The organism is Heyndrickxia shackletonii, assembly GCF_001420715.1.
Taxonomy (GTDB): Bacteria; Bacillota; Bacilli; order Bacillales; family Bacillaceae_C; genus Margalitia; species Margalitia shackletonii.
Genome location: NZ_LJJC01000004.1, coordinates 236,777 through 252,250, shown reverse-complemented (window position 1 = coordinate 252,250; position 15,474 = coordinate 236,777). Strand labels below are relative to the sequence as shown.

General features: G+C 36.2%; 18 protein-coding genes. 6 read left to right on the top strand and 12 right to left on the bottom strand.

All coding sequences use genetic code 11. The annotated features are described in order from the left end of the window. Together AN964_RS01335 and AN964_RS01330 are read right to left on the bottom strand one after the other, a co-directional pair. Nucleotides 1-349, bottom strand: a 349-nt coding sequence (locus AN964_RS01335; RefSeq protein ID WP_161809191.1) for a helix-turn-helix domain-containing protein, incomplete at its 3' end; no start/stop codon positions are given. An 80-nt stretch (nucleotides 350-429) separates the two neighbouring features. Next, entirely contained in the window at nucleotides 430-1,791 is a 1,362-nt protein-coding gene (locus tag AN964_RS01330; RefSeq protein ID WP_055737999.1) for an amino acid permease, read from the bottom strand. Nucleotides 1,792-2,034: 243 nt separating this feature from the next. On the opposite strand from AN964_RS01330, the gene AN964_RS01325 reads away from it, so the two are divergent. After that, entirely contained in the window at nucleotides 2,035-3,297 is a 1,263-nt protein-coding gene (locus tag AN964_RS01325; protein WP_055737998.1) for an ATP-binding protein, read from the top strand. Between the two features lie 260 nt (nucleotides 3,298-3,557). Here the strand turns inward: AN964_RS01325 and AN964_RS01320 are convergent, their stop codons facing one another. From AN964_RS01320 to AN964_RS01310, 3 genes are all read right to left on the bottom strand, one after another. Further along, nucleotides 3,558-3,986 carry a GNAT family N-acetyltransferase gene (locus AN964_RS01320; protein WP_055737997.1) on the bottom strand — a complete coding sequence of 143 codons (429 nt, stop codon included), beginning with the start codon at nucleotides 3,984-3,986 and terminating at the stop codon, nucleotides 3,558-3,560. Nucleotides 3,987-4,223: 237 nt separating this feature from the next. Beyond that, entirely contained in the window at nucleotides 4,224-4,682 is a 459-nt protein-coding gene (locus AN964_RS01315; protein ID WP_055737996.1) for a CopD family protein, read from the bottom strand. Between the two features lie 98 nt (nucleotides 4,683-4,780). Beyond that, complete coding sequence (locus AN964_RS01310; RefSeq protein ID WP_055737995.1) at nucleotides 4,781-6,967, bottom strand: MMPL family transporter; 2,187 nt, start codon at nucleotides 6,965-6,967, stop codon at nucleotides 4,781-4,783. Nucleotides 6,968-7,460: 493 nt separating this feature from the next. Between AN964_RS01310 and AN964_RS01305 the strand changes: the two genes are divergently transcribed. Then, nucleotides 7,461-7,838, top strand: a complete 378-nt coding sequence (locus AN964_RS01305; protein ID WP_055737994.1) for an SET domain-containing protein — start codon at nucleotides 7,461-7,463, stop codon at nucleotides 7,836-7,838. Nucleotides 7,839-7,950: 112 nt separating this feature from the next. Next, a complete protein-coding gene (locus tag AN964_RS01300) occupies nucleotides 7,951-8,160 on the top strand; it encodes a hypothetical protein (RefSeq protein ID WP_055737993.1) in 210 nt (69 codons plus the stop codon). A gap of 225 nt (nucleotides 8,161-8,385) precedes the next feature. Here AN964_RS01300 and AN964_RS01295 read toward each other — a convergent pair whose 3' ends face one another. From AN964_RS01295 to AN964_RS01285, 3 genes are read right to left on the bottom strand one after another with little or no spacing between them, the layout of a single operon-like run. After that, nucleotides 8,386-8,760, bottom strand: a complete 375-nt coding sequence (locus AN964_RS01295) for a VOC family protein (protein WP_055737992.1) — start codon at nucleotides 8,758-8,760, stop codon at nucleotides 8,386-8,388. Between the two features lie 17 nt (nucleotides 8,761-8,777). Then, nucleotides 8,778-9,101, bottom strand: coding sequence for a hypothetical protein (locus AN964_RS01290; protein WP_055737991.1), 324 nt, complete (start codon nucleotides 9,099-9,101; stop codon nucleotides 8,778-8,780). Between the two features lie 22 nt (nucleotides 9,102-9,123). Beyond that, nucleotides 9,124-9,690: a GNAT family N-acetyltransferase gene (locus tag AN964_RS01285; RefSeq protein WP_055737990.1), complete on the bottom strand. Its 567-nt coding sequence runs from the start codon at nucleotides 9,688-9,690 to the stop codon at nucleotides 9,124-9,126. A gap of 146 nt (nucleotides 9,691-9,836) precedes the next feature. On the opposite strand from AN964_RS01285, the gene AN964_RS01280 reads away from it, so the two are divergent. Further along, nucleotides 9,837-10,439 carry a hypothetical protein gene (locus AN964_RS01280; protein ID WP_055737989.1) on the top strand — a complete coding sequence of 201 codons (603 nt, stop codon included), beginning with the start codon at nucleotides 9,837-9,839 and terminating at the stop codon, nucleotides 10,437-10,439. A 198-nt stretch (nucleotides 10,440-10,637) separates the two neighbouring features. On the opposite strand, the gene AN964_RS01275 is transcribed toward AN964_RS01280, so the two are convergent. From AN964_RS01275 to AN964_RS01260, 4 genes are all read right to left on the bottom strand, one after another. Further along, nucleotides 10,638-11,138, bottom strand: coding sequence for a GNAT family N-acetyltransferase (locus AN964_RS01275; protein ID WP_055737988.1), 501 nt, complete (start codon nucleotides 11,136-11,138; stop codon nucleotides 10,638-10,640). Further along, on the bottom strand, nucleotides 11,119-11,904 hold the full coding sequence (locus AN964_RS01270) for a hypothetical protein (RefSeq protein WP_055737987.1): 786 nt from the start codon (nucleotides 11,902-11,904) through the stop codon (nucleotides 11,119-11,121). Before AN964_RS01270 ends, AN964_RS01275 begins: the two co-directional genes overlap by 20 nt. A gap of 63 nt (nucleotides 11,905-11,967) precedes the next feature. Then, entirely contained in the window at nucleotides 11,968-13,188 is a 1,221-nt protein-coding gene (locus tag AN964_RS01265; protein ID WP_083489175.1) for an MFS transporter, read from the bottom strand. A 334-nt stretch (nucleotides 13,189-13,522) separates the two neighbouring features. Then, on the bottom strand, nucleotides 13,523-14,566 hold the full coding sequence (locus tag AN964_RS01260) for an ArsR/SmtB family transcription factor (protein ID WP_055737986.1): 1,044 nt from the start codon (nucleotides 14,564-14,566) through the stop codon (nucleotides 13,523-13,525). A 184-nt stretch (nucleotides 14,567-14,750) separates the two neighbouring features. Between AN964_RS01260 and AN964_RS01250 the strand changes: the two genes are divergently transcribed. After that, a complete protein-coding gene (locus tag AN964_RS01250) occupies nucleotides 14,751-15,206 on the top strand; it encodes a helix-turn-helix transcriptional regulator (RefSeq protein WP_055737984.1) in 456 nt (151 codons plus the stop codon). A 16-nt stretch (nucleotides 15,207-15,222) separates the two neighbouring features. Continuing rightward, the gene (locus AN964_RS26870; RefSeq protein ID WP_055737983.1) at nucleotides 15,223-15,453 is read left to right on the top strand and encodes a hypothetical protein; all 231 of its coding nucleotides are present in this window, start codon (nucleotides 15,223-15,225) and stop codon (nucleotides 15,451-15,453) included. The last annotated feature ends 21 nt before the right edge of the window (nucleotides 15,454-15,474 follow it).

Below are 15,474 nucleotides of genomic sequence, written 5' to 3'. Positions count from 1 at the left end.
CCTTTGGTTTTGGAATCAGGCCTTCTACTCCTTGTTCATAAAATTCTTTCGTCCAGCGAATAATCAAGGAAGGGTTGTTCAAATTAAAATGAACAGCAGTTTCTAAATAAGAAGCACCTGTGTTTAACATAAATTGTATCGTATCCATTTTAAATTGAACAGAATACTCCTTTTTCGTTTTCCTACGATTTAACCCATCCATCCCTTGAGACTTATATACATTCACCCATTCACGTATTGAGGTCTGGCTGCCCATATTATATTTTTTTGCCAATGATCCATACCCAATATTGCCCTCTAAATACTCGGTGACAAGCCTTTTTTTGAATTCTTCACTATATTTTGCCATAAAAACACCCCCGAAAGTTAGATTTATTACTCTAACTTTCGGGGGTCGGTACCGTTAACAGACGGTTTTCATATACACTATTATTTTTTTGCTAGTTTCATAAAATAGTACCCGATTAAAAGAAGGATAAACCAAACCGGTGTAACAAATAACGCCACTCTTGTATCAGCGGCAAAGCCAAGTAAAACGAGTACGAAAACAAAGAATGCTAGTACAATCCAGTTTGAAAAAGGTGCCAATGGCATTTTAAAAGGATTTTCTTTTGCATTATCCGGCATTAATTTGCGATAACGCAAATGGGACACGATAATGACTCCCCATACCCAAATAAAACAAATCGTTGAAATACTCGTCACTAATGTAAAGACTTTATCCGGCAATAGATAATTTAGCAATACCCCTACTAATAATACCAATGTCGATCCAATTAATGCCGGTGCAGGTACATTCCGCTCATTTAAATGTTTTAGCATTTTTGGCGCTTTTCCTTCATTGGCAAGAGTATAAAGCATACGGCTTGTACTAAAAATACCGCTATTACATGAAGATGCCGCAGAAGTTAGTACGACAAAGTTTATGATTCCAGCTGCTGCAGGTATCCCAATTAAAGAGAACACCTTTACAAATGGACTGCTGGCAGGATCTACCCCATTCCAAGGATAAATCGACATAATCATGAACAAGGCACCTATATAAAAGATTAAAATCCGAATTGGAATACTATTTATCGCTTTCGGGAGTGTTTTCTCCGGATTCTCTGCTTCACCCGCTGTAACCCCTACAAGCTCAATACCAACAAAGGAGAAGACAGCCATTTGAAAGGCCAGCAGAAATCCAGAGGATCCATTCGGGAAAAATCCGCCATGATTCCAAAGATTCGCAAAGGAGGCTTTTGTTTCGTGACTTTCAAAGCCCATAAAGACTAGGACAAAACCAATGACGATCAAAGCTACAATCGCAATAACTTTAATTAAAGCAAACCAAAATTCAATTTCACCAAAAGCCTTCACTGTCGCTAGATTAATAAGAAGTAATACAAGAACGCATATTAGCGCAGGTATCCATTGCGGAATACTTGGCACCCAAAATTTCACATACATTCCGACAGCTGTGATCTCCGCAATTCCTGTCACGATCCAGCAGAACCAATACGTCCAGCCTGTAATAAAACCAGCCCACGGTCCTATAAATGTTTCTGCAAATTCCGTAAAAGAGCCTGTAGTAGATTTATATAATAATAATTCTCCTAAGGCACGCATGACAAAAAATAGAAAGGCACCAATAATTAAATAAACAAGCATGATGGAAGGACCGGCAAGATGGATTGATTTTCCTGCCCCAAGGAACAATCCGGTTCCTATTGCCCCGCCAATTGCAATTAATTGAATATGTCTGTTCTTCAGTCCTCTTTCTAAATTTCTTTCCTTCGACAACTGTGTCATTTCATCACCATCTCACCTAATAATTCTTGTACATTTGTGCAATAGTCTAGCTTTTCAGAAAAATATTTTTAGAATTGTTCATTATTATACATTTTTCGATAAAAAAACACAAATGTCCTTTTTATAGGTACAAAATACCTATTTAAATTATTATAAAGGTTGATAAAAAATTTAAGAGGAGTTTTCTAGCGAGATATAGAATTAAGAATTATGTATGTTATTGTCGATTAAGGAGAACAGAACATGGATTTTCACTACCAGAACATCTTACTGCAAGTACTAATGGTTCTTTTTCCATTTATTATCTATTTGGTGCTTGTAAAAGAAAAGATAAGTGATATAAAACATAGAGTCATGTTCGGAGTTACGTGCGGTATTGCTATTACGTTGTCGCTTTCATTTGCGATTCAAATCAATAATGGAAGATTACTTGATTTAAGGCTTGTTCCTTGGTATTTGGCATTTATATACGGAGGAAATATAACCGGCGTGGCGGTTACCCTATTTTATGTCCTTATTCGTATTATTCATGGCGGAATGGGCATGTATCCAAGTTTTATTATTTTATTAATTGCCAGCATCATTCTCTTTAAATATAAAAACAAGTTTTCTACTTTTTCATTAAAGAAAAAACTGTCCTTTTCCATTTTATTCATTGGAGTTTCTTCTGCCCTTATTCCCATTCTAGGCTCTATCTTCCTATCGGAAGGTATGACTTTTAACAAATTTATTATTTACACTTTATATGTTTTAGAAAACGTGATTCTAGTTTGGATCGTCATTTACTTAATGGAGTTACATATTGAAAAAATAGATTTATTTAACGAAATTCAACATGCGGAGCAATTTAATGTCATTGGACAGCTGGCAGCAAGTGTTGCTCATGAAATCCGCAACCCTATGACAAGTATTCGTGGGTTTATGCAAATATTGCAATCTTCAAGCAGAATATCCCTATCGGAAAAAGAATACATTAAAATTTGCATCGAAGAAGTGGATCGTGCAAATGCCATTATAGCCGATTATCTTGCGCTAGGGAAAAATCATTCTTCTGAAAAAGATATTCCATTAGATGTAACCATTGAAATAAAGAATGCAATCAGGTCTTTATCCTCGTTTGCAACACTTAATAATGTAAAAATCGATTTTCAACATAAATTACCTGTCCTTGTTAAAGGAAATACCACTCGGGTACAGCAGCTATTTATTAATCTCATCAAAAACGGAATTGAAGCATCTGGCGGAAATGGCGTGATTACGATTCAGGTACAACTCACTCAAAAAAATGTCCAGATTTCGATTGCGGATAACGGAGAAGGGATGAGTCAAGAAACAATCGACCGATTTGGGCTGCCCTTTTATTCTACAAAAGAAAAGGGTACGGGACTTGGCTTAATGGTATGCAGACAAATTACAGAGGAAATGGGCGGAAGAATTAACGTTAGCAGCACAAAAGGCGTAGGAACGATTATTTATTTGACGTTCCCGAGATTCTTAAAATCATAAGGTTGTTTTCTTCTGACGCTGGCAGCGGGTTCTGCCAGCCTTTTTCATACGAGCTACCTAAGCTTTTATATTTTATAAACTTTGTTAGGCCAATGACGAGTAAAACCCGGGTGGTGGAGATGTCTTTTATGAGCATTCAAAATCCTTATAAAATCGGAGTTGAGTTGTCCTTTATAAGCATCCATAAGGCCAACATTTTCATAATTGCAACCCCGATTCTATTTCTCTATCAAAGCCAATGGTCAGATATTATTCATCTTTTAAATTCTTTTCAAGAACAAATAATGTGTATATCCTTCAGGAAAGTCTTCCACCGTACCATATACTTCATAACCCTGTTTTTTATAAAATTCGGGTGCCTGGAAACTAAAAGTATCCACTCTTACCATCTTGCAGCCCTTTTCACTAGCAACTTCCTCTGCTTTTTTTAATAGCTTTGCCCCAATGGCTTGACCTCTTAGCCTTTCATCCACCCATAAGAATTGAATAAATAGACAGTGAAGTTTCGTGTTTCCCGTAATACCTCCTATTATATTTCCTTCTTCATCCTTAACGGTAATGCTAATATCCTCATTATTAAATGCTATTTCTCTGTCTGAAAGGTATTGCATATTATATTCTGATAGTCTTTGTCGAATGTAGGAAGCGTCTTCCTGACTCGAATTAGTATGAAAATATAGCTTCGTCATCTTTGTAATCTCCTTTGGTACAAGTAGTTGCTTTTAAATTATTCGCCAACTATTTAAAATGTCCTTGTTATTAATCGAAAGAGGATAGCGGGTATACTAAAATAGAAGAATTAAATAAGAGGAAATTTCTTGATTAAGGTAATCTATGCGGTTTTAATTTGCCTACGATATCCCAGATTGTTTTATACAAAATAAATTCAGGCATGGAGTGTGCTTTCCCCATGCCTGGATAATATATTAAAACTTAAAACTAACCATGAAAATAATAGATAAGATTAAGATGATAAAAATTGTAAGCCACACAAGATAAGTAGATAATCCTCTTTGAACAACTGCTACATCCACATTTGCAGCTTTTAATGGTTTCTTGATTTTTTTGCTGCTAACAATACTTAACACAATAATGGACAAAAGAATGATGAGTAATCCGCCCTTTTCCATAAAGTGCAGCCATAGTGGCTTTTGTGATTCGGAAATATTCATGCTGATAATCATAAAGACACCGCTTATTAGTACGATAAAACTGCTCGGATGAAGCCATCTGCTGAATAAGCCAGGTATTTTTCGCAATAAATTCTGGATATCCTTTGAACCGGCTTGTTTTTTTAGTACGGAAGTAATAATGGCAAGAGACAATAAAGATCCGAGCCAAATCGATAAACCTGTTAAGTGGAAAAATAACATTGTTGTAAACATTTCGTATCCTCCCCTATTTGAATAAAATTTCAGGGCCGATCCAAAATCGACCCAAAAACAGAATATATAAGTAATATGAACAACAGATGAACATAACGTTACATTTTCAATTGGTTTGACATTACATGCTTCGATTGTTTCGTCTTGAAAAAAGTTAATATCGCTGGTAATAGCATGCCGCGGACAAGGAAAGTGTCCATTAACACACCTATTCCCATAGTCATTCCGAATAGGAAGAGCTCCTGCAATGGTTGCGTCATTAACACACAGAATGTAGCCGCTAATATGATTCCTGCTGATGAAATAACTCCTCCGGTAAGGGAAACGCCACGAGCAACCGCTTCCTTCCACTCATAGTGCTTCGCTTCCTCCCTAATTCTCGAGACCACCATGATATTGTAATCAACACCCAAAGCAACGAGGAACACGAAGGTATACACCGGCAGACGATAACTAATAGCGTCATATCCTAAAATATAATGAAACACCATCCAGCCAATTCCAAGGGTAGCTGTATAAGACAACAGCATCGTTCCAATCATCGTAAAGGCCATTAAGATCGATCTTGATTGAAAAGCAAGCATAATGGTAATAAATACAGCTATTAAAGTGAAAGTTAAAATAGTATCGCGCATGTTTAGATTTTTCACATCCAATTGTTGAGCTGTTTGCCCAGCATAATGGATGGAAAATTCTTTTGTATTGAAGCCGCTATCCTTCAGCATAGACTCGCTATTTTCCCGCAGTTTATTTAATGCCTTTAATGATGATTGGTCATAAGGATTATCATTTAAAATCAATTGCAGTTTTACGGCATGTTTATTTTCTGATAAAAAATTGTTTGATGACATGCCCGGAACGACTTCTGGAGAAATATCACCGACTCCACCTTGGGCTTTTAATGCTTTTTTCAAAGCGTTGATTTTTTCGGCAAAAGTAGAATCCAGCACTATCTCTTTTTCTGATTTTAAAATCACGGAGACCGGCGCTAATTGCCCTTGTGGGAAGTGCCCTTCCAAAATCTCAAATCCTTGTCTGGATGAAATATCATTCGGAAATGATTTCATAATATTAAACGAATATTTCATGGATCCTACATTAAGGGATGATAAAACTAGCAACAGTAATAGAACTCCTGCCGTAATCCCTGGCTTTCTGGTGATAAACTTTCCTACCCTTGACCAAAATCCTGGATGCTTCTTTGTTTCCTTTTCTTCTATTTTTGGGATGAATGGCCAAAATGCTTTTCTGCCAACCAATGCGAAGATGGCAGGTATCAGTGTCACTCCGCCTAGCAAAATAACCACCATTGCCACCGAAAAAACTGGTGCAAAATAATGATAGGCTTTGAAATTCGCAAAAAATAAGACCAGCATCGCAACAAGCACAGTACCGCCGCTGAATAAAATCGGCTCCATGACTTGTGTGAACGCTTTTTTCATGGCCTCGTATTTGGACTCATTTTTCTTAAGCTCCTCGCGATATCTTGCAAGAATAAACAAGCAATAGTCGGTTAAAACGGCAAAAAGTAAGATCATCATAATCGAAAGTGCTTGTTTATCAACAGAAAACCAATCATACTTTGCAGCCAAACCTAAAATCCGGTCAACAACTTGATACACCAATCCTGCAATAATTAATGGAATAATCGCAAGTAATGGCGACCGATAAATAATCATTAAAATAACCAAGATTAATCCAACGGTTGCAAACATTAGAACTAAATCAGCATTTTTAAACAATGCAATCGTATCGGATGAAATTCCCGCCGGACCTGTGATTTCCAGCTTCATGTTCCCAAGATCAGTTTTACTCGCATGATTTTTGATTTTTTGAATCGTGTCGTAGATTTGGTCTGAATCTAATTCTTTCTTTAACGCTATATTTAAAATGAGTGTAGTATTATCTTTGGAAAACATTTTATCCTGAACTTCTTTTGGCAATTGATGAAATGGCAATGCACCGGATACATTTTTCGGTTTCTCGTTGGACGACAGCCATTTGCTGAGTTCCGTGATTTTTGCACGATCTTGTTCAGATATTTTGTTTTTATCATAAAAAACAAGCAGTGCTGTTAACCCATCCTTCGTTGGAAAATATTTATCCATAATTTTAGCAGCCTCTGCAGATGGAGTGTTTTCATGAATACTGCCTTCTCCACTGCTGATGGAATATTGCTTTGCACTTGGCGCCACAATACTTAATAAGATAATGACCGCTAACCAGCCAATAAGAATCGTTTTAGCTCCTTTAGAACTGCTAATGAAATGAGCGATTTTTTTCATGTTCAATCCTCCTGTTCATCCATCTATATGGAGATTGTAAAAAAGGAATATGAACGATAGATGAACAAGAGATTACAATTGGTGGACAGTGGCTTGGGGTATAAAAAATTTGTTGGATGCAGGTTCGGGTGCGAACAATCTCCTATAGGACAGAGATTCCGTTATCTGTGACAAAAGGGGCGATTTCAGAAGTTTATCGGACACTCGTTCCGTTATAATGGCAAATGACGGCTATTTTCGAATGAATTTCATATTATAACGGAATTTGTGTCCTCTAATATGATGAAAATAAGGTTTTTTTAGAGAATAGCGTATCCTGTGTCCTTGTAAAAATGGGAATGCTCAACTTTTCCTTTCTAGCGTTATTACTAGATGATCGTTTTCCTAGTTAATTAAAATATTTCTTTAAGTTAAATGTTGTTAGTATTTTGTATGCTCTTCAATTTAATGTTACAGTTAGGAAGAAAATTTTTAGAGTGGGTAGGCGAATAACATGATTGAGATAAAAACATCTCTCCTAAGTGATGGAGAATTCAATAGAGGGGTATTTGCTACATGCGATATCAAAAAAGGTGAGCTTATACATGAAGCACCTGTCATTGCTTATCCAAACGACCAGCATCAATACATCGAGAAAACCTTACTCGCTGATTACGCCTTTGAGTATGGGATAAATCATTCTGCGATCCTTCTAGGTTATGGAATGTTGTTTAACCATTCTTATGAACCTAATGCGAATTATGAGATTAATTTTAAAAACCACACATTTGACTTCTATGCTTACACAGATATAAAAGCAGGGGATGAGATTCTAATCAATTATAATGGCGATGTTGATGACAAAGATCCACTGTGGTTTAATCAGGACTAAAAAGGATAGTAAAATATTCAAAATAACGCAGGTTAGGACATAATGAAGATGCTCATAATGGAACGGACGCCATAAAAGCTCCGTCTAGCGATAAAATATGGAGGTGTAGAGAATGAATAAACGATGGACAATCGATAAAATTAAAGAATTTGTTGAGAACAATTCAGACAGCAAGTTGCTAACGACGGAATATCATGGCTTTTCTCAAAAGCTATTATTTAAATGTGCATGCGGTAACAATTTTGAAAAAACATTTACGAAGTTTAAAAATAATCACCAACGTAAATGTGACGTTTGCCAACCGCCAAAAGCGTCCCGCTAAACGTATAGCCCCCATACGAGATTGCGTTTATGCTTGATTATTAAAAATCACCTTGCTCCTATTGTCTTATTAGCAGTAAGGTGATTTTTTTGATAGAAGAATACACTTAAGGAAAATCCCAATAAATTGACCTTATATTATTATGCAATATCAACATTAAGTTTTAAGAGAGGCATTATAAATAGCCTGATTTCACCAGGCTTTTATATTGGAAATACAAATTCCTCAACCGGTACATATCATAACAATATTTTTATCAGGATCACTAACAGTAAAAAATGCAAAATCCTCAAAACGAACAATATCCGATTCCATTTTGTATCCTAACTGTTTAATATATTCATATGCCTCATCAATATCATTTGTATGAAAATTAAATAGTGGATTCCCAGAAGGATTGATTTGTTTTGCTGTTCCAGACGGACCTGCATCTAATGTTAGACCAGTATGATGATTGATCTTCATGTTATAAACGGGCCGATGAACCTCTGCTAAATTATATTCCTGATCAAGTAATTTTGAATACCATTCTACAGATCTTCCCAAATCACTAACATGAACAAAAATCGTGTTGATTTGATTTACTATCGGACTTTGCATCACTCATCGCTCCCTTATTAAAAGAAATATTGTCGATAATAATAAAAGGTAATAATAATTGCTACTAGAGTATAAGCAAGTGATGTAAAAAAAGCCGCATTGGGTGAAAATTTATAGGTGTCTGCCTTTAATTTAAAATTCGTTGATTCCATTTGGACGATTCCATCCGTTATACGAGAGGTTAGACCGCCTTTCGATGTGAAAAACCATATGATAATGCTAAAGACTAATCCCACACCAAATGAATAATCTATGAACTTGGTATTTGTATAGTATGCTACAGCATAATTAATGCCCAGCAAAATTAATAATGTAACAAAAATACTTATGATCCGTTTCATGTTCCCCCCAACCCTTCTTTATTTACAATAAGAACTCATCCTTCAAAATAGAATACACCTTTAAATCTTGATGCTCCCCTTTAATGAAGGCCACTTTTCTTAATATCCCTTCGAAAGTCATCCCCGCCTTCTCCATTACGCGGCTGGAACCGATATTTCCTACTAGGCATCTTGCTTGAATACGAACTAAGTCCATATTTTCAAATCCATATTCAATGACTTTCTTTGTGGCTTCGGTACCAATCCCCTTCCCCCAATAATCCGGAGAAATTACGTATCCGAGTTCTGCACTTTTATGTTTTGGCTGCCATGAAATAAAATTGATGGTTCCTATCAATCTTCCATTTTCTTTATATTCGATTCCCCAGGGAGCAACTTGTTTGTTGTATTCATACTGATTAAGAATGAACTGAACAAATTCCATTGTGTCTGATAAAGTACGATGGGGATCCCAAGTCACATATCTTGTTACCTCTTCTATTGAACCATATGCGAAAATATCCTCTACGTCGTCTAACGTTATCCTCCGTAGCAAAAGCCGCTCCGTTTCTAAAACAGGTAAATCTTCATTTAGTTTTTCTGCTCCCATCCAATCACCCCTATCAGTTAATATTGCCATTATATATCATTTTTTCGAACTATAGGGAAAAATGAAACAATTACACCGTTAACTTGTATCTATTTATTCCATTATTTGTTAACATAAACTTAAGAAAAATTTTCTGGAGGGAAATAATGAAGAGAATCCACCATCAACCACAATCTGATTACTATGACGAACGAATTGTTCCTATTGACGAAAAAATTTGTGAATTGTTGAAGCAAAGAAAGGAAATCTCTAACAACCGCCCGGGTATGCCATTTAATGAATACATCTCTGCTTGGGCAACGAAATACGGCTTTTATGAGAATTTTTTACATTCCATATTTTGGTCATTGAAAGTAGAAGAGCATTATCGGCCTATGGTTGAACCAAATGGTTTCCGAAAACTCATACCGGTTCAGAAATCCGTTGAAAAGGATGGGAGATTTTATTCCGTTACTTCTATTCATCAATATACTAATGCCAGTGTTGTAAAATTAATCATTGAATGGGATAGCACAATGGATTCACCAACAGACACTCGTGAACATACCTTTTTTGAATTATCTATTGGAGAAAAATACGATTGCCGTATGAATAACGGGAGTGGTTCAACAGGGTTGAATATCCGTAATTTCGTAGTTTCGCCAGCATTACATGATGATATCTCCGGACTAGACTTTATTTTTAAAGAATTTAACGAACCGTTTATGGAAAATCCGACAGGCCTTGAAATTATGATCCATGTGGATTAACTACCCTGATGGAACTATTGGAAAAATCAATGGAAAAGTGATAAATCTAAGAAAAGGTGAAACCTACGATTTTAGTAAGGATCCGAATTGGGTTTCGGAGTATCATTGAGTACAGGCTAGTGAGATTACAATATGAAAAAGGGATGCTCACTCATCCCTTTTTCATATTAGATACTATTCATCCAAATAATATTTTGCTCAGGAAGCCGCTTTTTCAATCTGTAAAACCATTCTAACTGTTTTAAGGTCATACCCTTCAAAATGATCAACAAACTCAGAAACTACCTCGAATCCCTTCGCATGATAAAAATTTTTTCCGATTATATTATCCTTTTCTACGTTTATATAAATCTCTTTAACACCTTCCAAATATTTGATTCCCTCATTTAATAAGGCTGTTCCTATTCCTTCCCCTTGATATTCCGGGTACAGGTAAATTGCGCCAAGCTCCGCCTCCCCGTTCTCTTTTAAAGGAGAAAAGTTTGCAAACCCAATGACTTTCCCTTCTACTTCTGCAACAAAAATAAAGGACCGCTCGTATCTCCTTTGCATCATTTCATCATTGTAGGCATATTTTAAAAACTTTTCCTGAACATGTATGGGGATAATGCCTTTGTACGTTGCATTCCAGCTTACCTTTGCTACGTTTTGAACATGAGGAATATCCTCTAATTGCATTTTACGGATTGTGTATTGCATGATTATTACTTCTCCAATTTTTATAAATTTCTAATACATTCATTAAAAACTGAAAATCATAACCTGTTTTTCCATGTATTAAATTCGCCCAATCTTCTATTCTTGTAAGTTTGGAATCATGGAATATTCCTTCTGTAGTGCTTAAAAAGCTTTCCCAATTGTAGAATTCCCAATGGGCAATTTCCGATTTATATGGGATTCTGCATTCTAGCAATGGCTGCGGCTTTAATAGATTTTGAGAGAACTCGGCTGCCTGTAAAAATTCAGTTTGGTCAATTGGGGCAGTGTCATAAACCTGTTTTGAAATTTTTCCGTTTGGACGGTGATAGAGAATCTCTACTTCCCTTTCCCTTGGCTTCACTTGTACGTCAGCCGCAGGGAAAAATCCGGGCAGCTTTTCCTCTGTAAACTCATCATGATGTTTGTCGATTAAAATGGGCTGAAGCCATTGGTCCCCAAGATCACATAAGAACCGATTTCCATATGCATCTAAAGCAATAATCGCAACATGGGCATGACTCGTTCCTAAATGATGACCAATTGGATATGCCTCTATCCCGTCTTTATGAAATTCATCCAGAATCCAGATGGCAAGATCAAAGCAATTTCCGGAAATCCCATACTGTTCCCGATGCTCTTTCATCAAGGATACGTCTCTTTGTTTCTTTTTCGTATCCTGATGATAAAACCATGCTTTCGTTAATGTCTCCATTGGGAATTGATCAAATTTCCTCCAAGTGGAAAGGATACTCTGCGATGCAAACATTTTTTCACACCCACCTAAACTAGTTATAACATTGGATTCTACTATTCTGTACGAATATCCTTCTTATGCTGCTTCCCTTTTCTCAACTGATTGATCAAGAAATCGAAAATAAGGCAGCAATATTCCTAGTAAAGATACTGCGGAGATAATGGACCCTATCAATATATATAATGGCCGAATTCCCCAGGCATCACTTAATACACCGCCTAACCCCACACCGATTGGCATGACACCTCTAATAATCAATAGTCTTACGGAAAAAACTTTTCCCATTAAATGATTAGGTACTGTTTGTTGGCAAATGGTGATATTGTATACACTGAAAAATGCCATGACAATTCCTGCTACCGCCTCCGTTATACAAGCAAAATAAATATTATAGTTAAAACCTAATGATACATATGTTAAACCGCCAATCACTAACGAGCCTAACATGAGCACCCTTCGACTTTTTAGTCTTATTTTACCGACAAGCATAGAGCCAATAACATATCCCAATGGGAAACCGGCCATAAAATAACCATACTCCGCATAGCTGCCTGATAATTCATCTGTTATGTAAGGGAGATTTGTCACCATCGTAACCCCTACTCCAAATTGAACAAAAGCAAGAAAGATTCCTAACCAAACAATTACAGGTTGAGTAAAGAAATAAAATAGTCCTTCTTTAAATTGTTCCAGCCAAGTTTTCCGCACATTTTGGTGAACTCTTTTTTCTTTTATAAAAAGGAGCAGTGATCCGCTTAGAATCAGCAGGATACTAACAAATAAAAGTGTTAGTTTTTCCCCTATATATTCGACTACAATACCTCCTAAAATTGGTGCAAGGAACGTCATCAATCTGACAGTTCCATCAATATAGGCATTTGCCTTACTAATTTGTTCTTTCGCTACAATAGTCGGAGTAATAGCCTGGTTCGCCGGAGTGTAAATAGGAGTTATTAAACCAACTATTATTTGGACTGTGTAGATATGCCAGGATTCAAGTTGGCCATTTAATAATGAAACCAGTGGAATCAGAAAAACTATTCCCCTTGTCCATTGTGAGAAAATCATAATTCGCTTTCTGCTCCACCTGTCAATGTACGGTCCGATGATCAATTGTATGACGAGGGATGGGATGAAGTATAAAAGCCACATGCTGCTGAGTGCCATTTTAGAGCCAGTTAGCTGATAGATTAGAATCGAATTGCAAAAGGTTCCAAATGCTCCTCCTATTTCCGAGACGGCATTTCCCATCCAAACAGATAGAAATGAACGATTTTTTAGTAGAATGTTATTCAATTTGAACACACCTTTGAAAGAATTTTTTATTTAGGTGCCACCCTTTAATCAATTCGGTGATTCTCCAATTTTTCGGTACTCCACTTTGAATTTCATCAATTGCGGACACCAGATCCCTTATGTGTGACAAAACTGCCTATTTTCATATGTTAGCGGACACAGATTCCGCTTTTTGGTTAAAATGCGGTGATTTTCATGTGTTTTTATGCAATTAACGGAACCAGTGTCCGCTAATTTATTCCATTCTTGATAATTTATTAAAATAACGGATTCAGTGTCCGCTATTGCTATTACTTCATAAGTTGGGAGATTCTCCCCTATTTTCGGTAACCACCTACCCTTTCAAAAAATACTCCAATTCCTTCGCTAGCATATCAAGTGACTTTCTCTTTAATGAATACTTCGAATCAATGATTTCTACTAATTTTGCAGACCTCAATATTTTTAAGTGATGATGAATAGTAGATTTTCCTACATCTAAATGTTCGGTGATTTCCTGTAGAGTCCGATCTCCTTCATACAACAACTTAACGATTCTTAACCTCGCCTCATCACCGAGAGCTTTATGTTTTAATACTAAAAAGTTATTGGGAGCGTAACGATCGTTTGGATAAATGCTTTCGTTTGCAACTGGATAATAGTACACCTTTGTATCCTCTAAATCTGCAGCAATGTTCCAAGGCCGATAAGTATATTGCGGGATTAAAAGTACATAATTCACACTAGGCTCAGGGTTATAGGTTACTCCACCAGTTGCCCATTCTACCAGTTCCTCCGGCGTTAATTTATCCGCCATCCTTTTTTTCGATTCGTAATCTGTTTTTAAGATGGATTGGATTTTTTCCTCATCTTTTTTTAAAACAAATTGATACCAACCGCTCACCACCGCAATCAAATGTTCTTTTAACAGGTCGCCATCCGCATTACAGATGAATTCTATGTAATCCGGAAAAAATGGATTATCACTCGTTAGATTTTTCATCTCTTTCACAGATGCAGCATCCCCTAATACCGACTGTTGTCTCATTTCCTGAAATTCACTTCCGATAAAAGGGAGACAAATAAATTTCAGCTCTAAATTGGAAAGTTCTTTTATGTAAGAAATAAAGGAAGGTAATTCTGAGAAGTCTTGTTGATGCAGTAATTGAAGCAATGCTTTCCATGTATTATGTTCTTCTACAAAATCTAGTTGTTGTCGCATTTCTTGTGATAACCCACTACGAATCTCCTCCCAAACACTGGCCGGCTTGTCCAAGGTATGCAGTAAACGAGCATTGGTAATAGCCGCAATCCCCAGTGCACATTCCCAGAAAATGGAGTATTTTAATTGAATCTTATATGTCTTTCTTTTTCGGCTTGTCAGATTTAGGACATCCATTTTTGCACCTCATTCGAAATTTTTCATTAATTTTATTCTATATTTATAGAACGAAATATTCAATATTTTTAGAATACAAAATTTCATTAGTGGTAATTAAGGTAAAATTTCCTTGCACCACAGCAACGAATAGTGTAAAATTACACCAATTACCACAAAATGTAACTAAAAAGGATATGATTGTATGAATCGAGATCAAGTCATTGAACTTATTTCTAACAAATTTAGGCTAATTCGTTTGGAAAAGGGGTATTCACAGGAAAAAATGGCGGAAGTAATCGGCATTTCCAAAAAAACTCTGGTGCAAATTGAAAAAGGCAGAACTTTATCGGGATGGACAAATGCAGTGGCAATATGTGCACTGTTCCAAGACAGCGAAGTGTTGCAATCTATTTTGGGAAATGAACCGTTAGAGGTGATGGAAACCATTGCACATAACGGAATTAACCGTCCTAAGGAAAAATCATTGGGCGGAAAAGTTTGGTGGAAGGAAATAGTTACTAAAGGAAGGTTCCGTTTGCAGCAAAATTTAATCAGTCAGCATTATCGTATTTTAGATGACAAACATTATCGTTGGTTTAGCTCATTTGATAAAGAAGAAACTTTAAGACGTTTAAACGAATTAGATAATCAAGGATAATTCGGAGGGGCTACTTATGAAAAATTTCATTATATCTCCATATAGTACCGCTTTAACCTTCATTTTTTCCACAATAGGTTTTATCTTCAGCATGCTTTTCCAAGACATGGCGTATTGGGGAAAGGATACAATGGTCTGGTATAACGTTGGTGCAATAATGTCCTATGTCTCATCCATACTGGCATTAATTTTTTTAGTATTCCTAGTTATAAGGATTAAACATCTTGTTTTATATTTGATTCCTTAAAGTATCGTGATTTTTATAATA